General features: G+C 57.4%; 15 protein-coding genes. 11 read left to right on the top strand and 4 right to left on the bottom strand.

Features of this window, described 5'->3' with window-relative positions:
• The first annotated feature begins 16 nt into the window (after positions 1–16).
• Positions 17–1,219 carry a mandelate racemase/muconate lactonizing enzyme family protein gene (locus LC334_RS02235; RefSeq protein WP_085798585.1) on the top strand — a complete coding sequence of 401 codons (1,203 nt, stop codon included), beginning with the start codon at positions 17–19 and terminating at the stop codon, positions 1,217–1,219.
• A 25-nt stretch (positions 1,220–1,244) separates the two neighbouring features.
• A complete protein-coding gene (locus LC334_RS02230) occupies positions 1,245–2,675 on the top strand; it encodes an aldehyde dehydrogenase family protein (protein ID WP_085798584.1) in 1,431 nt (476 codons plus the stop codon).
• Between the two features lie 123 nt (positions 2,676–2,798).
• Here LC334_RS02230 and betI read toward each other — a convergent pair whose 3' ends face one another.
• Positions 2,799–3,395, bottom strand: a complete 597-nt coding sequence (gene betI, locus LC334_RS02225; RefSeq protein WP_085798583.1) for a choline-binding transcriptional repressor BetI — start codon at positions 3,393–3,395, stop codon at positions 2,799–2,801.
• A gap of 139 nt (positions 3,396–3,534) precedes the next feature.
• On the opposite strand from betI, the gene betA reads away from it, so the two are divergent.
• From betA to LC334_RS02185, 8 genes are all read left to right on the top strand, one after another.
• Positions 3,535–5,211 (top strand): choline dehydrogenase, encoded by a 1,677-nt coding sequence (betA, locus tag LC334_RS02220; RefSeq protein WP_085798582.1) that lies wholly within the window; start codon positions 3,535–3,537, stop codon positions 5,209–5,211.
• A 317-nt stretch (positions 5,212–5,528) separates the two neighbouring features.
• The gene (locus tag LC334_RS02215; protein WP_085798581.1) at positions 5,529–6,116 is read left to right on the top strand and encodes a TetR/AcrR family transcriptional regulator; all 588 of its coding nucleotides are present in this window, start codon (positions 5,529–5,531) and stop codon (positions 6,114–6,116) included.
• Positions 6,113–7,300 (top strand): pyridoxal phosphate-dependent aminotransferase, encoded by a 1,188-nt coding sequence (locus LC334_RS02210; RefSeq protein ID WP_085798580.1) that lies wholly within the window; start codon positions 6,113–6,115, stop codon positions 7,298–7,300. The genes LC334_RS02215 and LC334_RS02210 overlap by 4 nt, the downstream gene beginning before the upstream one ends.
• Positions 7,297–8,895, top strand: a complete 1,599-nt coding sequence (locus LC334_RS02205) for a 5-guanidino-2-oxopentanoate decarboxylase (RefSeq protein ID WP_085798579.1) — start codon at positions 7,297–7,299, stop codon at positions 8,893–8,895. Before LC334_RS02210 ends, LC334_RS02205 begins: the two co-directional genes overlap by 4 nt.
• 256 nt (positions 8,896–9,151) lie before the next feature.
• Positions 9,152–10,144: a hypothetical protein gene (locus LC334_RS02200; protein WP_085798578.1), complete on the top strand. Its 993-nt coding sequence runs from the start codon at positions 9,152–9,154 to the stop codon at positions 10,142–10,144.
• Entirely contained in the window at positions 10,141–12,963 is a 2,823-nt protein-coding gene (locus tag LC334_RS02195) for a CotH kinase family protein (protein ID WP_085798577.1), read from the top strand. The genes LC334_RS02200 and LC334_RS02195 overlap by 4 nt, the downstream gene beginning before the upstream one ends.
• Position 12,964: 1 nt before the next feature.
• Positions 12,965–13,726 carry a polyphosphate polymerase domain-containing protein gene (locus tag LC334_RS02190; protein WP_176237597.1) on the top strand — a complete coding sequence of 254 codons (762 nt, stop codon included), beginning with the start codon at positions 12,965–12,967 and terminating at the stop codon, positions 13,724–13,726.
• Positions 13,727–13,740: 14 nt separating this feature from the next.
• On the top strand, positions 13,741–14,424 hold the full coding sequence (locus LC334_RS02185) for a DUF4956 domain-containing protein (RefSeq protein ID WP_085798575.1): 684 nt from the start codon (positions 13,741–13,743) through the stop codon (positions 14,422–14,424).
• Positions 14,425–14,505: 81 nt separating this feature from the next.
• Here the strand turns inward: LC334_RS02185 and LC334_RS02180 are convergent, their stop codons facing one another.
• Entirely contained in the window at positions 14,506–16,302 is a 1,797-nt protein-coding gene (locus LC334_RS02180; protein ID WP_223412845.1) for an ABC transporter ATP-binding protein, read from the bottom strand.
• A 236-nt stretch (positions 16,303–16,538) separates the two neighbouring features.
• Here LC334_RS02180 and LC334_RS02175 point away from each other — a divergent pair, with 236 nt between their 5' ends.
• The gene (locus LC334_RS02175; protein ID WP_085798573.1) at positions 16,539–18,218 is read left to right on the top strand and encodes an amidohydrolase; all 1,680 of its coding nucleotides are present in this window, start codon (positions 16,539–16,541) and stop codon (positions 18,216–18,218) included.
• 37 nt (positions 18,219–18,255) lie between these two features.
• Here LC334_RS02175 and LC334_RS02170 read toward each other — a convergent pair whose 3' ends face one another.
• Positions 18,256–19,158 carry an ABC transporter permease gene (locus LC334_RS02170; RefSeq protein WP_085798572.1) on the bottom strand — a complete coding sequence of 301 codons (903 nt, stop codon included), beginning with the start codon at positions 19,156–19,158 and terminating at the stop codon, positions 18,256–18,258.
• Positions 19,151–20,158 (bottom strand): ABC transporter permease, encoded by a 1,008-nt coding sequence (locus LC334_RS02165; RefSeq protein ID WP_085798571.1) that lies wholly within the window; start codon positions 20,156–20,158, stop codon positions 19,151–19,153. The genes LC334_RS02170 and LC334_RS02165 overlap by 8 nt, the downstream gene beginning before the upstream one ends.
• Positions 20,159–20,255 lie beyond the last annotated feature (97 nt).

Raw genomic sequence — 20,255 nt, 5'->3', positions numbered from 1 at the left:
AAAGCGGAGCGCTGCCATGCGTCTTGAACAAATCGAAACCTTTGTCTTTGGTAATCCGCCACCAAGACATGGTGGGCGGTACTTCATTTTCGTGCGGTTGACGACATGCTGCGGCATTACTGGTGTCGGAGAGATCTATAACGCCACCTTCGGACCTGATCTTTGCGCTGCGATGGCCGTTGAGGTTTTTGATCGCCATTTCGCGGGCAGCGACCCCCACCATATCGAGCGGCTATGGCGGCGCACCTACGGGGCCGGTTTCACCCAGCGTCCCGACGTCACGGTAATGGGTGTTCTCAGTGGATTGGAAATGGCCTGTTGGGACATCATCGGCAAGGCCGCCAACAAACCCGTTTACGAACTGCTTGGCGGCAAGGTTCACGACAGGCTGCGAAGCTATACCTATCTCTATCCGCCTGAAGGTGACGTGTATCCCGACCCGGATACGCCTAATGTCTACAACGATCCCGACCTGGCCGCTCAGGCCGCTATTGCCGCAGTTGATCAGGGGTTTACGGCAATCAAGTTTGATCCGGCGGGACCGTTTACGATTTACGACGGTCATCAGCCCGGACTGGAGGATCTGGAGCGAAGTGAGCAGTTCTGCAAACATATCCGCGAAGCCGTGGGCACGCGGGCCGATCTGCTCTTCGGGACACATGGGCAGTTCACCGTGTCCGGGGCCAAACGTATGGCCCGCAGGTTGGAAAAATACGAACCGCTTTGGTTTGAAGAACCCACCACGCCCGAAAACCCGGCAAACATGGCCGAGATCGCCAGGTTTACTTCTGTGCCGATAGCGACTGGTGAACGGCTTTGTACCAAGCACGAATTTGCCCGGCTGCTCGAGGTCGGTGCGGCCTCGATCCTGCAAATGAATCTGGGGCGCGTTGGCGGTTTGCTGGAAGCCAAGAAGATCGCGGCAATGGCCGAAACACAGCAGGCACAGATTGCCCCGCATCTTTATTGCGGTCCGGTCGTGGCCGCTGCCAATATACAGATCGCCACCTGCAGTCCGAACTTTCTGATTCTTGAAAGCATCGGAACATTCGATGGCCCCTATATGTCGCCAATCAGCACCCCGATCGAGTGGCAGGCCGGGTATGTCATCCCGCCGACAGCGCCCGGTCTTGGGATTGAACTGAATGACGAGGTGATTGCAGCCAGCCCTTATACGGGCAGCGAGCTGCATCTGGATATGGCACATACGCCAGTTTAATCATATCTGAGGCAAAGGAAACGATATGAAAACGCTCAATAAATTCTATATCGATGGTGCTTGGGTTGATCCCATCTCAGACGCCGTTATGCCGGTGATGAACCCGGCAACAAACGCTCAGATCGGGACGGTATCCTTGGGCAATGCCGCAGATGTCGACAAAGCTGTCGCCGCCGCAAAGCGCGCCTTCGAGACCTTTTCAAAGACGTCAAAGACCGAACGGCTGGCACTGCTACAACGCCTTCTCGACGTCAGCGTGAAGAGAAAGGAAGATCTGGCGCTGGCCATTACCGCCGAAATGGGCGCGCCGATTTCGATGTCTCGGGATGCGCAGGCCGATTGTGCCATTGGCCACCTTGAAGGCTATATTGCAGCGCTTAGCGCCCAGGAAGAGCGTGAAACCCTGCCGAATGGGGATGTTTTGACCCGTGAACCCATCGGCGTCTGCGGGTTGATCACGCCCTGGAACTGGCCGATCAATCAGATCGTGCAAAAAGTCGTGCCCGTGCTTGCCAGCGGATCGACCTGTATTTTGAAACCATCTGAACACACGCCGCTGTCGGCCATTGTCTATGCCGAGATCATTGACGAGGCGGGCTATCCGGCTGGGGTCTTCAACCTGGTGCATGGCGACGGGCCCGGCGTCGGGGCGGCCATGTCGCGGCATCCTGATATTGCGATGATGTCGTTTACCGGATCGACCCGTGCGGGCGCATTGGTCACCAAAGATGCCGCCGACACGGTGAAACGCGTCACGCTTGAACTGGGTGGCAAATCCCCCAATCTGGTCTTTGCCGACAGCGATCTGCCACGCAGCGTGGCCGACGGGATCAGCAAATGCTTCTACAACACTGGCCAATCCTGCGACGCGCCAACGCGGATGCTGGTTGAACGGAGCTGTTATGATCAGGTTCTGGAACTTGCAGCGATGATCGGGCAGGCGCACGCCGTGGGTGATCCCACGCAGGAGGGCGACCACCTTGGCCCGCTTTTTGACAAGATGCAGTATGATCGCGTCCAGGCGATGATCCGGATGGGTATCGACGAAGGCGCCCGTCTTTTGGTCGGTGGGCTTGGTAAGCCCGAAGGTTTTGAGGATGGATGGTACGTCAAACCCACCATCTTCGTTGATGTGAGCAACAATATGAGGATCGCACGCGAAGAGATCTTTGGTCCGGTTCTGGTCATCATTCCGTTTGATACCGAGGAAGACGCAATCGCGATGGCGAATGACACCGATTACGGGCTGGCCGCCTATCTGCAAACCGGCGATGCGGCGCGCGCAGAGCGTGTGTTCGGGCAACTCCGGGCTGGCGGTATTCACATCAACGGGCGTAGCGCAGGATATGGATCGCCCTTTGGTGGGTACAAACACTCGGGCAATGGCCGCGAGGGTGGGGTGTTTGGCCTTGAAGATTATCAGGAACTGAAAGTTCGCGCGCCTATCGTGGTATGACGATCAACGAGGTACCGGATTTAACCGCGCCGCACTTTTACGGTTGGCTTGGCGTTTTGTGCGGCAGCCAAAGGTTAAATCCGGGGCGTGGCGCTAGAAATTTGTTGGTCGTAACGCTTAGGTTTACTCGGCCGTTATAGCACGCAGGCTGAGCGAATGCGCTAGAAATTCCCGGGCTCTTTCCTGTATGTGCACTAGATCCGGTTCGTGCTGGGATTGCGCTGCCTGAACCCATACGCCATCCATAAAGGCCTGGACAGCACCGACCATGGCGTTGACGGATTGCTCCGGAAACAGCTGCTTCAGCTCCGCCGCCAAATTGCTTCTGACCCGCGCCTTGTTCAGTTTCTGAAGGCGCGATAACCCCTGGTGATAAGGCGCATAGGCCCAAAACTGGGTCCAGACCCGGCAGGTCTCGATTGACATGAATGTCTCGTCAAAATTGGCCAGAACGACGGCTTCAAGGCGCTCTGTCGGCTGACTCAACCCCGATAGGCGCGATACTGCGGCGTCGTGCAATCTGGAAAGCAGGTGGCGCATCGTCGCTTCAAGCAGCGCTTCCTTGCCGCCAAAGTAGTAGTGGATGCTGCCTGTCGATGTCTCTGCATCCTGCGCAATCTGATTGACCGTCAAATCAGCAAATCCATGGCGATAGATGGCTGTGATCGAGGCCTGAATCAGCTCCTGCTTTCGGATCAGCTTAATGTTCTTACGACCCATCGGCCCCTCTTTTTTCAGAGATCGCTACATGCTTTATATTTCAGAGTTGTACAATAGTGCAATTTTTTGCATAAACGTGCAATTAATGTGAAGGCTGAGAGCAGAATCTGTCTGCAAGCCGGGTGGAGGCAGTTTGTTGATGCAAGCGGATTATATTATCATCGGGTCCGGCTCGGCCGGTTCGGCAATGGCCTATCGTCTGTCCGAGGATGGCCAACATTCGGTGCTGGTTCTGGAATATGGCGGCACGGATATCGGCCCGTTTGTTCAGATGCCCGGAGCGCTGAGCTATCCGATGAATATGAGCATTTACGACTGGGGTTTTGAAACCGAGCCCGAACCGCATCTGAACAACCGGCGCCTTGCCTGTCCCCGGGGCAAAGTCATGGGCGGATCAAGCTCGATCAACGGAATGGTCTACGTGCGCGGTCATGCCAAGGATTTCGATCATTGGGAAGAAAGCGGAGCTGCAGGATGGGGGTATAAAAATGTACTGCCCTACTACATGCGCATGGAAAACTGGCATGACGGCGGGCATGGCGGCGATCCAAGCTGGCGCGGAAATTCGGGCCCCTTGCATGTCTCACGTGGCCCGCGCGCCAACCCGCTCTATCAGGCCTTTGTCGATGCCGGACAACAGGCGGGGTATGAACTGACCGGCGATTACAACGGCGAAAAGCAGGAAGGCTTTGGCCCGATGGAGCAAACCGTCTGGAAGGGACGGCGCTGGTCGGCGGCAAATGCCTATTTGCGACCTGCCTTGCAACGTCCGAACTGCGATATGATCCGTTGCTTTGTCCGTAAGGTGATTATCGAGGAAGGCCGTGCCACTGGCGTGGAAGTTGAACGTGGTGGACGCACCGAAACCATTCACGCCAACCGCGAGGTCATTCTCGCCGCCTCGTCTATCAATTCACCAAAAATCCTCATGCTCTCGGGTATCGGCCCTGCGTCAGAACTGACCGAACATGGTATTGAGGTCATCGCGGACCGCACGGGTGTGGGTAAAAACCTGCAAGATCATCTTGAACTCTATATCCAGCAGGCCTGCACCCAACCGATTACCTTGTTCAAATACTGGAACCTCTTTGGTAAGGGGTTGGTCGGGGCGCAGTGGCTTTTTACCAAGACCGGTCTGGGGGCGTCCAATCAGTTCGAGAGCGCTGCATTTCTAAGATCGAAGCCCGGCATGGATTACCCGGATATTCAGTACCACTTTTTGCCAATGGCCGTACGATATGACGGCAAGGCGGCCGCGGAAGGGCACGGGTTTCAGGCGCATGTCGGTCCAATGCGATCTAAATCAAGGGGTGAGATCACCCTTCGGTCTGGCAATCCGAATGATGCACCAAAGATCACGTTCAACTACATGTCCCACCCCGATGATTGGGAAGAGTTCCGACATTGCATTCGCCTGACCCGCGACATTTTCAGTCAGGCGGCGTTTGATCCGTACCGGGGAGAGGAAATCCAGCCCGGAGAAGCAGTTCAAACCGATGACGAGCTGGATGATTTTATCCGTGAACATGCCGAAAGCGCGTATCATCCTTGCGGGACTTGCAAGATGGGCGACAAGGGTGATCCGATGGCCGTGGTCGACCCTCAGTGCAGGGTGATCGGGGTCGACGGGCTGCGCGTTGCCGATAGCTCAATCTTTCCGCGGATCACGAACGGAAATTTGAACGCCCCGTCGATCATGTCGGGGGAAAAGGCGTCCGATCATATTCTGGGAAAAGAGATGTTACCTGCGTCGAATCGCCAACCGTGGCTTCATCCCCAATGGGAAAATACCGTGTTTGCCAACGAAGGTAGCTGAGTCTGGGGAATGACATCGCTCTCGTTATTGACCGCTCTCAAAGGTGCCGTCTTTGATGCCGGCTGCGTGTGGCCAACGACATATCTTTGCGCAAACCCCTGATATGGTGATCGGCCTAAGCCGCACGCGAGGTGTGTGGCTTGATTTGTCCACCCAGGTTCAATTCCTGACAGCAACCGGTCATTTTATGGCTTGTTGTTCCGATTGAGTTCATTAATTATACAAACGTATAATTATGGAATCGAGAGACACAGGTGCCGGAAGCTGCCCCAAAATTCAGGCGAGAGTCCGCAGAACAGCGCAAAGAGGCGTTGATTATGGCAACCTTGTCCCTGATCGCCGAACAGGGTGTGCAGGGGGCGACGGTGCGTGCCATTGCCCAGCGGGCCGAGGTTACGCAGGGGCTGATCCGGCATTATTTTTCGTCAAAAGAAGACCTGATAACCGCCGCCTACGAATATCACATGTGCAAGATGACCGAGTTGACCGACGCGTCTAGTGCCGGGGCGCATGCCTCGTGCAGATCGCGGCTGATGGCCTTTGTCGTGGCAGGCCTAGAGCCACCGGTTGTTGATCCGCGATCAGTCTCGCTATGGGCAGGTTTCGTGAACAAGATCCGTGAAGACCGGCGGATGCAGGAGATTCACGAACAGACCTACGGCGATTTCCGCGACCGGCTGGAGATACTCATCGCGGATGCATTGAACGAGGCGAACCGGCCCGCAACACCGCAGCTTTTGCTTAGCCTGGCCATCGCCTGCAACGCGGTGATGGACGGGTTGTGGATGGAAGGTGGCGCCTTGCCCGGCGCGTTTGAACCGGGCGAGCTGCCCCGGATCGGGCTGACCTCGGTCGGGGCGATCATCGGGTTGGAGCTGACGGAGCCAGAAGAGGGGCAGCAATGAAACAGACAGCAATCACAAAACGCCTTGCGGGCTTAGGTGGTGCAAAGTGGGAAGTCTATTCCAAGGCCAAGGAATTGGTGGCTGAAGGTCGAGATATCATCGAAATGACCATTGGCGAGCCGGATGTACCAACGCCGGTCGAGCTGGTAGATGCCACCGTTCATGCGTTGCGTCAGGGGCGCACGGCCTATTCCAATGGCCCCGGTGAAGCCGGGTTGCGCAACGCATTGGCCGACCGTTATTCGCGCCGCGTCGGGCGGGTCATCTCCGATGATCAGATACTGTGCTTTCCTGGCACGCAAACGGCGCTTTACACGGTGTTGATGGGCGTGGCCGAGGCAGGGAATGAGGTGCTGGTCGGCGATCCCATGTATGCTACCTATGAGGGCGTGATCCGGGCGAGCGGTGCGGACATGGTGCCCGTACCGCTACGATCCGAGAACGGGTTTCGCATCGCGGCGCAGGATATCGCTGACCGGATCAACGACAGAACATCTGCAATTCTTCTGACCACGCCGCATAATCCCACCGGGTCGATCCTGACCGATGCTGACATAGATGCCATTGGTCAGTTGGCGCTGGAGCATGATCTGTGGATCATCTCGGACGAAGTGTATGACGAGCTGATCTTTGACGGATCAGCTTTTGCATCGCCGCTGTCACGGCCGGAACTTGCCGACCGGGTGATCGTGGTCTCGTCGATTTCGAAATCCCACGCTGCGCCGGGATTTCGCAGCGGCTGGTGCGTTGGTCCCAGGGACTTTACCAGGGCGCTGCTGCCCCTGTCGGAGACAATGCTGTTCGGCAATCAACCCTTCATTGCGGATATGACCGAAAAGGCCATTCGCGAAGGGTCGAGCGTGGTTGCGGGGATGGCGCATCGCTATGCCGAGCGGGCTGAGCGGCTGCAGAACCGTCTGAGCCAGGAAACCAGATTGCGCGTCCACCGGCCACAGGCTGGCATGTTTGCAATGATCGAGGTGTCGGAGACGGGCATGAACGGCAACGACTATGCACTGCACCTGCTGGAGCACGGCAATGTCGCGGTCATGCCCGGGACGTCCTTTGGCGAGACTATGGAAAACTGGGTGCGGGTCGCGCTGACGGTTGACGACGCAACATTCACCACCGCCTGCGACCGGATCATCAATCACGCAAATCGACTGCAATTGGAGACAGCATGACAAGTATCGGAGAAGCGCTTGTTGCCCAACTGGTCGAACGCGGGGTTGATACCGTGTTCGGTATTCCCGGCGTACATACGATCGAGCTTTACCGGGGGCTGGCGGCCTCGGGTATCCAACATGTCACCCCCCGGCACGAGCAGGGCGCCGGATTCATGGCCGATGGCTATGCACGGGTGTCGGGCAAGCCAGGTGTGGCTTTTGTCATTACCGGGCCCGGTTTGGCGAATACGTTGACGGCAATGGGCCAGGCGCGCGCTGATAGCATTCCGATGCTTGTGGTATCGGGTGTGAACACGTTGCCCAGCCTTGGTAAGGGTTTGGGACATCTGCATGAGCTTCCTGATCAGCGTGCGATGGCGCAAACGGTGGCTTTGCTGTCCGAAAGGGTCGAACGCGCTGAGGATCTCACACCAGCGCTCGACCGGGCTTTCCGGCCGTTTCAATCCGGTCGGCCGGGTCCAACACATATCGAAATCCCGTTGGATGTTGCGGGGACCAAATATTCAGCCGAACCTGCCCGCGCCGCTCAGACCGGTGGTGACGCAACAGACCCAAACCTGATTTCACGGGCGGTTGAGTTGCTGGCCGGTGCCAAGAGCCCGGTCATCCTGGCCGGTGGTGGCGCGCGTCGGGCAGGAGCGCAGATATGCGCTCTGGCCGAAAAACTCGATGCACCGGTGGTCCAGACGGTGAATGCGCGTGGCCTGATGTTTGATCATCCGCTCGGCGTACCTGCCAGCCCCAGCCTGCAGGCGGTGCGGGCGCTGATCGAGGCTGCGGATGTCGTTCTGGCGCTGGGCAGCGAGTTGGGCCAGACCGATTATGACATGTATGCCACTGGTACGATGGCGGTGATGCAATCCCTGATCCGTGTTGACCTTTGTGCCGATCAACTGGCGCGCCACCCTGCAGCCCTTTCGATTGTAGCCGACGCATCAGACATAGCTGCGGCCATCAACGACGGCCTCGGAGAACACGCTTCCGATGCGAACGGTGCGGCGCGTGCGGCAAACGCGCGTCGGGATGCATTCGAGGAAATAGGCCCCGAAATGCGTGCTCTTTGCGAAGTGTTGGAGGCCATGCGTGAGGCGGTTCCGCAAGCGATCATGGTGGGCGACTCCCTCTATCCGATCTATGCTGGCAACCTCTACTACGATCACGATCGTCCTGGCGGATGGTTCAACGCGGCCACCGGCTTTGGTGCGCTGGGGTTTGGCATCCCTGCTGCAATCGGCGCCGCTTTGGCCGATCCGTCCGCGCCTGTCATCGCAATCGCGGGGGATGGTGGTGCACAGTTCAGCCTACCGGAACTGATGTGTGCCGTGGACGAAAAACTGCCGATCACTTTCGTGATCTGGAACAATTTCGGCTATCAGGAAATCGCCACCTCGATGCAGGCAGTTGAAGTTACGGTGTTAGGGTGCGACCCAACACCGCCGGACTTCGAATATGTGGCGCGGTCTTGCGGTATGCCCTTTTGGTGCATTGGGCCTGACCCCGAAGAAGTGGCGGAAACGCTGAAGGCGTCGCAGAGCCATGCGGCGCCCCGGCTGATCGAAATTCGCGCACCAAACCAATCGCATTCCTCCTGATGAACCGAGGTCGAATAAGCGCCCGATTTCGCCAGTGTCGACCGGGGCAGGTCAGGTGCCTTCAAACTCTCGTTGGTGAACGGATGCATCTCAGAACCGGCGCCTTCAGAGATAGCTGACATGCAAACGAATATGAGACCTGTAATCTCCATATTCCCGTTCATCGTAGGCTAAAATGCCCTGTTCAACCTCACTAAAGTGAGTTAGTAGCGGCAAATTAAATCCTGATCGTAAACCAATGTCTGGAAGAAATGAGATGGCCGTTAGCTTTAGGCGCCTGCTATTGATCGTCAATGGCATTCTTATTTTCACCGCTTTTGTTATTACACTGATTTTTGCCGTCGCATTTACGTATCCGGCGGGGCTTAAGGTTTTTGGAAAGTTCTACACGTCGACCTATATGAACATAGGTAGCTCGCGCGCGAACCGCGCGATTGATGCATTGCAGGACGGCAATACGCGAAAGGCTTTCGCGTTGCTTAGTAGCTGGGAAGACTATCGGGAAGGTGACCGGTATTTCGCCCTCAAGAGAAATGTCGCCCTTGCCCTTGCGCGAAACCTCGAAGCGAGCGGAGCCTATCAGGAAAGCGCCGATGTCATCGCACCTTTCGTAGAAGAAGATGACCGAGATCTAGTCTCGTTCATCGTCTGGGCCAACGCGGCGATGGAACTGGAAGACCTGAAGGAAGATGCGGCCGCCCGGATCACGGATTACTGGGCCCGCTTTCCCGCCAGCCAAAACCTCACCGAACTTTATTTTCGCAAGGTCTACGCGTGGGATGATCCCGCACACGCCCGCAGACTTGTTGACAGCCACGGATATCTGAACACGGCTGTCGGACGAGGCTGGGAGTTGTTCTGGGCAACCGATAAGGGGTTCTCGCCCAATAGCCGCAAGCAGCTTGAATTTGATCTGACCGGGTCGAAGATGACGACGACCATTGAGCTGCCGAAGGGAGTGTTGAAACTGCGCCTTGACGCGCCGCCCGGTCAGAAGCTGCAGATAAGCGACCTCAAAATCCACCTGCAGAATGACCCTTCAAAAGCGGTAGCGGAAAACAGCTTCGCATTTAATATGATAAGTTCCGAGGGTGGTGTTCTGAAAACAAGCGGTGGCAACGATCCCTTTATCGTCATTGATACAAGCGAGTTGGCCTCAGAGTCGCCCGATCCCATGACCCTGGTTATTTCGATGGACGTGGAAAACGTGTTTTCCGCCTGGCTGCGAAAGAGGGTGGAAGCACTATGAAACATTTGACCTTCCGCGACTGGGCCAAGAAAATTGTACTGTGGAGCTGGCTGGTTACGCTGCCCATCGTCGTCATCGGCGGCTACACCCTTCATCAGACATGGAAACGGTTTGATACATTTGATGTGCGCTATACGACACATCGCATGAGCATTCAGCTGCGCCCCTATCTGGAATATCAGATCGCCTCTGTTAAACGAAAGATCGGGTCAGTGTTTACGTCCGAGGCCGAGACCGAACTGCCCATCATTCAGCTATCAATCGAACGGCGTGCTTTCGCGACGCTTGAGAAGCACATGCCGCAATCGGGATTTGAGTATGTCAAAGGCACGCTGATGTACGAGGATGGGCCACGTACGGTAAAGGTCCGCTATCGCGGCGACACTGATTACCACTGGGCATTCTTGAAAAAGTCGTTCCGGGTAAAAACCAAGAAGGATGATTTGTTTCAGGGCATGCGGGCTTTCAACCTGATGGCGCCGAAGTTTCCCGAGCAGATGAATAACTATCTGGGCTATAAGCTTGCAGAGCAGATGGGACTTCTTGGTCCAACATCGTCGCTTGTGCGGGTTTTCGTAAACGGCCAGGATCGCGGTGTTCATGTTCTTGTCGAGCAATTGGAAGAGCTGACGCTGCGGCGGAATGCAAAAATGCCCGGCGACATCTATCGCGGGGAGCTTTTCGCCAAGGATCGATACCGCGGCATTGACGAATTGGAGCCGAACCTTTTCAAACATGTCGGCTATTGGGACAAGATTTCAATCAACAATCACTATCCCGACGCGTCGATGAAGCCCATGGAAGCGCTTATCCGACTGGTTCAGTCGCCTGACCGGGCGCAGGCGCAGGCCGAGCTTTCAGAGCTTCTGGATATGGAAGCCTGGGGTGTATACAGCGCCTACGAATCCCTGGTGCTGACATTTCACGTCGACGATGTTCATAACTGGCGCCTCTACTATGATCCGTGGACGCAGAAACTGGTGCCGGTGGTATGGGACCCGGTCGGGTGGCATGGTGTTTTGCGGCGGGCGGCCGCGAAAGAGCCTGCATTCATGCCTGTTATCCACACCGACTTTCGCAAGATGCTGTTCAAGAACGGTGATTTCCTGAGGGCTCGTGAGGCCGCGTTGTCGGAATACTTCGACTCGGGCAAGGCCGACCGGTTCCTTGCGATGAAGGATCGCGATTCTGCCACTGTCAAATCGGAGATCGAGACAGACCTGTATCTGCGACCTCAGGATCCCGAATTCGTCCGGATGAATATTGACCGGTTCAGCGCGTATATTGACGCGGTGTTTGCCGATGGGATGCGACAGAATGAAAAGACGGGGGATCATATCACATATGCCGACACTCCAGAGGGTATACGGTTGTCTGTGGGCGGTGCGCATAGTGTTAAGGGCGTGATGCTGAAATTTGCCGGTGACATATCCTGGACCAGGGAGTTGTCTGTCGCGTATCAAACCAGGAACCGAGACGGTAAAACACGCGCGCATCGCGTTGATATGGGCTCCGCGGTTCAGATGTCAGGATCGGAACTTACCCTGAACGCGGTCATGGTTCCCAATTCCAGCTTTGTCACAAACCCTTACATGGACCGAAAAGCAGCGCAGAAGCTGGAATACTCTCCTGGGGTTTATGACATTGCTTTTGACGTGGAACAGATGCCGGCATCGGTCTGGGTGGACCTCGGGGCAGGGTGGAAACGCATTGACCGGGTGGCGCAGCTGGCGCCGCGCACCTTCGACGATATTTTCGAACCGATAGAGAGCCCGCGTTCGACCGAAACGCTCGTGTGGCGCGGTATCAAGAAAATCTCGGGTGTCCACACCATCGAGCGGCCACTGATTATCGAGCCGGGCACCGTTGTCGATCTGGCAGCGGGCGCGTCGATCATTTTCAAAAACCAGGTTACTGCACTGGGGACAAAAGAACGCCCCATCAACTTTCGGCGCGCTGCCAGTTCCAATGAGCCGTGGGGCGCGATTGGACTGCTTGGCGAAGGCGCAAACGGCTCGATCTTTTCGCATTGCAGTTTTACCGGCGGCAGTGGGTACAAGGGCGACCTGTTCGAATATTCCGGCATGTTCTCTGCTCATGATGTGAAAGATCTGGTAGTGGAAGATTGCGAATTCGCGGACGGCACCGTGGTTGATGATATGGTCCACCTCGTTTACGCGACGGCGGAGTTCAACAGAACTGTCTTTAGGAATTCGTTTTCCGACGCCTTCGACATTGATATCTCCGAGGCGAAAATTTCGGAAAGCAGCTTTGAGAAAAGTGGTAACGATGCGGTTGATCTGATGTCCTCGGTCGCGACGATCGACCGTACGCAGTTCGTTGACAGTGGCGACAAGGGCGTGTCGGTGGGCGAGGGGAGCTTCCTGTTGGGCGTGAACAACACGTTGAAGAACAACGAAATAGGTGTTCAGTCGAAGGACGGATCGAACGCCATTTTGTACAACCAGAGTTTCGTCGGCAATCGGCAGGCCCTGCATGCGTATAAGAAGAACTGGCGCTATGGCGCGGGTGGCGAGATATTGTTGTTCAAATCCAGGCTTGCCGAAAACGACAAGAACATAACCGCCGAGCGCAAATCGAATATCGTGGTGTTCGACAGCTATGCCGACACGCCGGTGGATGCCACAAAACGGGTCAGTGCTTTTGCGGTCGATGACGATAGCGACAGCGATGCCAAACATGCCGGCAGCCAGCTGCCCGACGGCATGAGGCTGAACCAGCGCAACAATTCCATCATGCAGAGATTTGATCCCGCCGTTCTGCAGATGCGTGATCTGGACCGACGGGGAGCGATGTAGCGTGCTGAAGCAAATTGACCGCAACCTGACGACACCGCTCCATTTCGCCAGGTTTGAATTCAAATATGTCCTGCCGCTGCGCCGTCGCAATGATGTCGAAGCGCATTTGCGGTATTTTCTCGAACTGGATCCGTTTGTGCGGGATCGTCCGGATCACAAATACAGCGTCCGAAGCCTGTATTACGATACGGCGGTCTATAGCGCGTTTCACGACAAAATCGACGGACTTCATACCCGCAAGAAGTTCCGGGTTCGGACCTATAATGACGATGCCACGGGCGACGCCCCATATTTTCTTGAGGTAAAGGGGCGGCACAACAACCTGGTGTTTAAACACCGAACGGCGATCCCCGCAGGAGACTGGATCGCCAGCAGCGGCGACCGGCTGTCCTCTAACATCATCAACACGGCTGACAGAAGCAACGTACTGGATCAGTTCAGCTACGAGTATTTTCAGCGCCGCATCAGGCCGATTGCCTTGATCGACTACAAAAGGCGGCCCTATGTAAGCCGATACGATTCAAGCTTTCGACTGACCTTTGACGAACAGCTCACCTGCTTCAAGGCCAACAAGATCTTCCCCGAAGACGTGGCGCAGGAGCGCCATATCAAACCTGGTTACACGGTGATGGAAGTCAAATTCCATCACCATCTGCCGTCCTGGTTTCACCGGGTCATTCAGGCACATCAACTCAGACGCGTTTCGATATCCAAAATTTGCTCCGGAATGGAAGTATTGGGTATGGCGCATGACGAAGAATAAATCTGGAGCTAAATATGGAACAAGTACTCTCGCCCGTCACGACCGAACTGCTGACCTATTCGGTGACGGAAATGTCGGTCAACGTCATTCTGGCCATCTGTATCGGCTTCTGGCTCGCCTTCATCTATCAGCACACCCATAAGGGCCTGTCCTATTCGCAATCCTTCACCCAAACCCTGGTGTTCGTGACCCTGATCGTTGCGATCGTGATGATGGTGATCGGAGGCAGCCTGGCGCGGGCCTTTGCGCTTGTAGGTGCCATGTCGATCATTCGTTTCCGGACGGTGTTGAAAGACACCAAGGACCTATCCTACGTCTTCGCCGCGCTTTGCCTCGGCATGGCGGCAGGAACCAGCAACTACTTCCTTGCCGGTATCGGTACGTTTTTCCTGAGCGTGCTGATCTTCGTGCTCAAAGCCACGAATTTCGGATCGGTCTACAAAAGCGAGTTCATCCTGCGGTTCCGCTTCAATCAGAACGGCGACAGCAGCGCATTCCTGTCAGCGATCAAGGATTTCTGCCGTCGCTCGAACCTGCTGCATATCGAACCTTCGGGTGACGGCAACAGCCTGATGCAGACCTACGACATCGCGTTGCGCGATGACGTCGCGCATTCCAGCCTGATCGAGCGTCTGAGCGGGTTGCCCGATGTGTCCGAAGTCGTGCTGATCGCGTCCAAAAACGACGTTGACTACTAAGCAACAGCTCATCTGAAGCAACCTCTGACCGGGCGCCCTGAGATAGTATCAGCGGCGCCCGGATCGCCTTTTGGTGAGGCGTCAGAAGGTCGTGAGGCTACGAAAACTAGGGCAGTCTTGCTCAAGCTCCGCGCGTGTCCCAAACCCAGCAACACGCCCGTTTTCCAGAACTACGATCTGGTCGCAGATATCAAGGGTGCTCAGCCGATGGGCGATGATCAGGACGGTCTTTTCCTCAGGCAACGCGCGTAGCGCCGACATAACTTCTTCTTCGGTGCGACTGTCGAGCGCGTTCGTCGCCTCGTCGAAAACGATCAGGTCCGCGTCACGGTAGAGGGCGCGTGCAATCGCCAGACGTTGGCGTTGACCGCCGGACAGGCGCACGCCGCGCTCGCCGATGTGGGTGGCGTACCCCTCGGCCAGCGTATCGGTCACGAAGTTGTCGATCTGCGCGCGCCGGGCACTTTCGCGTACGCGGTGCATGTTGATTTCCTGCGGCGGCAGGCCGAGCGCGATGTTCTCTGACACGCTGGCATCGGCAAGAAAGATGTCCTGCGGCACTGACCCCACGCTGCGCAGCCACGCTCGCCGGGATTGATCGTCTACGGCATGGCCGTCGACCAGCAGCCGACCCGTACTCGTCGCGAGCAACCCCAGTGCGATATCGCCAAGCGTTGTCTTGCCCGCCCCGGACCGGCCAACGATCCCGAGTTTTGTACCGGCAGGAATGCGCAGGTTGATGTCCGACAAACCGGGGCTATCGGCACCGGGGTAGGCGTAGGAGACGTGCTCGAATGTCAACTCGCGTGCGAGTCTGATCCGCTCGCCATCGTCTGCATGCGTGATCGGGGCAAGGTCGGCAAGGTCAGCATGCAACCGCTCCATCGCGGGGATGCCGTATTGCAGCCGCATCAGGCTGTCGAGGATACGCTGCACCTCGGGCATCAACCGATGCGCCGCAACCGCAAGCACGCCAAGCGCGGGCCCGATATTGCCAAGCGCCTGGCCAGCCAGAAAATCGCTTTCGCGGACATATAGCAGTATAAAGAGAACACCCCCGACAAGTGCCGCAGCGCGCAATGCAAAGCCCGGTACGCTGGCGAGAAGTTGCGACGCGATGGCGGCTTCCCGCATCTCGTGCGATGCATGTTCAAAGCGCGCCAGATAGGTTTCTTCCCGGCCTAGAATCTTGATGCCCTTGACGCCTTGCAGGCTTTCACTGGCATTGCGGAACCGGCGGCGGTTGGCCTCGGCTCTTTGCTGTCCAAGCCGCCGGGCGCGGCGGCGCATGACCAGATAGGTCGCGCCATAAGTCACGAACACGCCGCCGCCCAGCAGAACGACTATCGTCGCGTTCATCAGCGCAAGGACCGCGATCACGGCGATGGTGGTCGGCAGAGCTGCGGCAAGCTGGATCATCGGCCGGTAGAAATTGCCCACTGCCGCTTCGGTTTCCGAAAGGATGTTGGTTGAAAGCGCGCTGGTGTGCTGATCAAGGAAGAATTCGTATGGTTGGTGGAGGTAGCAGGCCAGTAACCGATGACCAAGATGGTGATTTAACCCGGCGGTGAAGCTGGTCGCGGTTCGGGTCTGTAGAAGCTGCGCCAAAAAGACGCCAAGCGCGAGTAACGCGCAGCTTGCCCCGACCAGGATCAGAAGCGAATAGGACGCAGGTTCATCCAATTGACGGTCAAGCGCAGCGAGAAAACGGTTGTTGTCTACCGCGTTAGGGTCAGACAAAAGTTCGGTGAACGGGATCACCGACCAGACCATCAGGCTCGACACGATCGCCGATAGAAGGCTCGCTGCCACACTCTGCAAGGCCCGGCGCCGGTCTTGTGCAGTCAACAGCGTCATGCCACGGCGCAGTGTGGTCATGGCGCCGTTGCGCTGCGGCTGTTTTTTGGTCACATTCGATCCCTCGTTCACCCCGTAGAGATATCGGCGCTGCACCGATATTCAATTCCCTTGTCGCTTTATGCCAGAAGTTTATCGCCCGAAGCCGCCGTAAGATTTCTGTCCATGATCTGGACGCGGGCTTAGAAGTAGGATCATTATGGCGGAACAGCAGACCCGCCTGGGCAGGGCTGCACCCCATCTGCTTAAAGGTTGCCATGACACCCGACATTATCGTTCATAACGGCGCCCTGATGACTTTTGACGAGGATCAGCCAGAAGCGAGAGCACTTGCCATCGCCGACGGCATCATCATCGCCGTGGGTGATGACGAGAGCGTGTTTGCGATGGCAGGCTCAGATACGCAGATGATCGACGCGCAGAATGCAACCGTGCTGCCGGGTTTCATCGACAGCCATGTGCATTTGTTCGGCGGCTCGGTCGAGCTTGATTGCCTGAGCCTTTATGGTGTCGAAGGCCTTGCGGCGATGATTGACCTGATCCGCCCCTATGCGGCGAAGAACCCGGATGACGAGTTGGTGTTCTGCGTGATGGCTGATTACGGCATTCTGGGCACGGGCAAGACACTCACGCGCCACGATCTTGATCAGATTTTACCGGAGCGCCCACTGGCAATGTTTGCTCCCGACCATCACACGATCTGGGCCAATACCGCCGCTCTCAAAGCTGCCGGGTTGCTGCAAGGTGGCGAGGTCGACGCTGGGTCGGAAATCGTGATGGGAGAGGATGGGTTGGCATCCGGTGAGTTGCTGGAGCCGGGTGCCTACGGCCCTGTTATGGCGCTCACCCGTTACGCGGGGCGCGAATTGCTGGGCCTCACCACCGGCAAGGACCCGATGCCGCCGGCCACGCCCGAACAGCGCCGGATGGACAAGGACGTGATCGCCCGCGGTCTGCAGCACTGCGCCGAACAAGGCATCACCGGGCTGCATCTGATGGATGGCAACACCTATCAGCTGGAATTGCTCTCGGAGCTTGAGCAGGAAGGCCGCTTGCTATGCCGCTGCAATGTGCCATTCCACATGAAGGGTACCGACGCGCTTGAGCGGATGACCAACGAGGCCCCGGCCATGCGCGAACGGTTCCAGGGCGAAATGGTCCGGTGCAGCCATGTGAAAATGTTCATCGACGGCGTGATCGACAGTGGTACAGCCCTGATGCTGGAACCCTACCCGGGTGCGTTGGGGGCCGGTGGCAACACGGGTGATGAGGTGTTCACCCAAGAGCATCTGGTGGCTTGCTGTATCGAGGCCGATCGTCTGGGCTTTCAGATCGCGGTACATGCGATCGGGGACGCGGGGGTGCGCAGGACAATCGATGCCTATGAAGCGGCAATTGATGCAAATGGCCGACGCGATAGCCGCCACCGAATCGAGCATCTGGAGGTCATGCATCCCGATGATATTCCCCGCCTCGCTAAGCTGGGCATTGTGGCGTCGATCCAGCCCGGCCATGCGCCATTCGGGCATATCTTTGGTCCCAGTCAAATGGACGAGTCGCTGCATCCCCATCAGATCCCAAGTGCCTTTGCTTGGCAGACGATACGCGAGACCGGCGCGCGCGTGGTTTTTGCAACCGACTGGCCGGTCATTCCGGTTGACGTGATGCTTAATGTGAAATCGGCGATTGCGCCGCTTGATCTGGGGGCGCCCTGGGTCGATCAAACACAGAGCCTGACAAATACCCTTGCCAGCTACACGCTTGACAACGCTTGGGTCGAATTTCGTGAAGACAGTAAGGGCAAGCTCAAGGTGGGTATGATGGCGGATGTTGCGGTCATGAGCCGCGATCTGACAGCACTTTCACCGGACAAGATAACCGAGGCACACGCGGTTGCGACGATCTGCAACGGTACTGTGACGCACAGGCGAAACTAGTGGATGATCTGCGCCAACTCGATTTGCGCCGCCGGGATTACCTTCCGCGGATGCGCGGGTCGAGCGCATCGCGCAGCCCGTCGCCCATATAATTGACGCTGAGCACGGTGAGCGAAATCGCAAGGCCGGGCCAGATCACCCGCTCGGGGTAGTCCTGCAAATACACCGTGGCATCGTTTAGAAGCCGCCCCCAGGTGGGGAAATCGGGCGGGAAGCCAAGGCCGAGGAAGCTGAGCGCGCTTTCGGTGATGATCGCGTTGGCGATGCCCAGCGTGGCCGACACCATGATCGGGGACATCACGTTGGGCAGAATGTGTCGGGTGATCAGGTTCAGGTTCGAGGTGCCGATGGAGCGGGCGGCGAGGACAAATTCGCGCTCTTTCAGGGCCAGCACGTCGCCGCGCACGATCCGTGCGGTGGGCATCCAGCTGGTCACGCCGATGGCGACGACGATCAGGATGAAGATGCCGGTTTCGGGCCCGAACGTGGCGCTGAGTGCCTCGCGGAAGAGCATGACCATGACCAGCAGGAGCGGCAAGAGCGGCAGCGACAGGAACAGATCGGTCAGGCGCATCAGCGGCCCGTCGAGCCATCGGAAGAACCCAGCGATCACACCGACGAGGCTGCCCAGTACCAGCGCCAGAAGCATCGCCGTCAGCCCCACGGTGATCGAACTGCGTCCACCTGCCATCATCCGCGCCAGCGTGTCGCGGCCCAGCTGGTCGGTGCCGAAGGGATGCGCCCAGTTTGGTCCCTGATTGCGCGTCCGGATGTCGATGAAGGTGGGGTCGATGGTCCAGATCAGCGGGCCTGCAAAGACCGTGGCGATGATCAGCAGAAAGATCACCATGCCGATCAGCGCGCCGCGATGGGCGCGGAACTGGTGCCAGACATCGCGCCACTGGCTGCGGGGGGCGGCGGAGGGCAGGGGCTCAGTCATAGCGGATCCTCGGGTCCAGCAGGCCATAGAGCAGATCGGCGATGATGTTGAACAGCACGATCAGAACGGCAAGCATGAAGGTCACGGTCTGCACCATCGGCAAATCGTTGGCCTGAATCGCTGTGATCAGCAGCTGGCCCAGCCCGTTCACCTTGAAAATCTGCTCGGTAATGATCGCGCCGCCGAAGATCTGCGGCACGCCTAGGGCAATCACCGTCACCACCGGGATCATCGAGTTGCGCAGCACATGCACCAGCACCACCACGCTTTCGCTCAACCCCTTGGCGCGGGCTGTGCGCACGTAATCCTGCCCCAGATTGTCCAGCATCGAGGCGCGCATGAAGCGGCTGATCTGCGCGGTGGTCTGCAGCGCCAGCACCATCACCGGCATAACCATCTGTTTGAGCTGTATGACGAAGCTGTCCCAATCCACGACCTGATGGGTGGTGTCGTAGATCGACGGCAGCCAGCCCAGCTGGACCGAGAAGATCACGATCACCAGTACGCCGGAAAAGAACGGCGGGACGGAATAGCCCACCATGGTGATGAAGGTACCGACCTGATCGAAGACCGAATATTGCCGGTAGGCGGAATAAATGCCGATGGGCAGGGCGATCAGAATGCCCACCACATAGGACATCGCCACCACCCAGAGCGTTTGCGGCATGCGCTGGATCACGATATCCATCACCGGCGAACGGGTCTGCCAACTGATCACCCGCTGTTTACCGTCCGACAGCGCGGTGCCGAATGTGTTGTCCATCCAGACCGAGGGTTCGACGACGAAGAACTGGTAGAGCCACTTGCCAAAGCGGATATGGGTAGGCTCGCCCAGGCCAAGCGCCTCGCGCATCTGTTGCTTGACGTCCGGCGGCACGGTCAGCGGCACCTGCGCCATCGGGTCCCCGGGCGCGAGTTCCAGAAGCAGGAAAATCATCAGGGCAATAAAAAGCAGCGTCGGAACGGACAGAACCAGTCGTCGGACGGTATATGTCAGCATTCAGGCGACCACTTCTTGAAAACGCGTATATCCATGTATCTATTCTTGCAGTGGAAAAAGCAACGTGGACGTTGGCGCTGGATTGGCGGCTTCCGGG

This window comes from Roseovarius aestuarii (assembly GCF_019966515.1).
Classification (GTDB): domain Bacteria; phylum Pseudomonadota; class Alphaproteobacteria; order Rhodobacterales; family Rhodobacteraceae; genus Roseovarius; species Roseovarius aestuarii.
Note: the sequence above shows the minus strand (reverse complement) of the source record. Positions and strands in the feature narration are given on the sequence as shown.

Bases quoted from the DNA above. Each gene is read 5' to 3' on its own strand.
- LC334_RS02235 (WP_085798585.1), top strand. From the start codon at position 17: ATGCGTCTTGAACAAATCGAAACCTTTGTCTTTGGTAATCCGCCACCA.
- LC334_RS02230 (WP_085798584.1), top strand. From the start codon at position 1,245: ATGAAAACGCTCAATAAATTCTATATCGATGGTGCTTGGGTTGATCCC.
- betI (WP_085798583.1), bottom strand. From the start codon at position 3,395: ATGGGTCGTAAGAACATTAAGCTGATCCGAAAGCAGGAGCTGATTCAG.
- betA (WP_085798582.1), top strand. From the start codon at position 3,535: ATGCAAGCGGATTATATTATCATCGGGTCCGGCTCGGCCGGTTCGGCA.
- LC334_RS02215 (WP_085798581.1), top strand. From the start codon at position 5,529: ATGGCAACCTTGTCCCTGATCGCCGAACAGGGTGTGCAGGGGGCGACG.
- LC334_RS02210 (WP_085798580.1), top strand. From the start codon at position 6,113: ATGAAACAGACAGCAATCACAAAACGCCTTGCGGGCTTAGGTGGTGCA.
- LC334_RS02205 (WP_085798579.1), top strand. From the start codon at position 7,297: ATGACAAGTATCGGAGAAGCGCTTGTTGCCCAACTGGTCGAACGCGGG.
- LC334_RS02200 (WP_085798578.1), top strand. From the start codon at position 9,152: ATGGCCGTTAGCTTTAGGCGCCTGCTATTGATCGTCAATGGCATTCTT.
- LC334_RS02195 (WP_085798577.1), top strand. From the start codon at position 10,141: ATGAAACATTTGACCTTCCGCGACTGGGCCAAGAAAATTGTACTGTGG.
- LC334_RS02185 (WP_085798575.1), top strand. From the start codon at position 13,741: ATGGAACAAGTACTCTCGCCCGTCACGACCGAACTGCTGACCTATTCG.
- LC334_RS02180 (WP_223412845.1), bottom strand. From the start codon at position 16,302: ATGACCACACTGCGCCGTGGCATGACGCTGTTGACTGCACAAGACCGG.
- LC334_RS02175 (WP_085798573.1), top strand. From the start codon at position 16,539: ATGACACCCGACATTATCGTTCATAACGGCGCCCTGATGACTTTTGAC.
- LC334_RS02170 (WP_085798572.1), bottom strand. From the start codon at position 19,158: ATGACTGAGCCCCTGCCCTCCGCCGCCCCCCGCAGCCAGTGGCGCGAT.
- LC334_RS02165 (WP_085798571.1), bottom strand. From the start codon at position 20,158: ATGCTGACATATACCGTCCGACGACTGGTTCTGTCCGTTCCGACGCTG.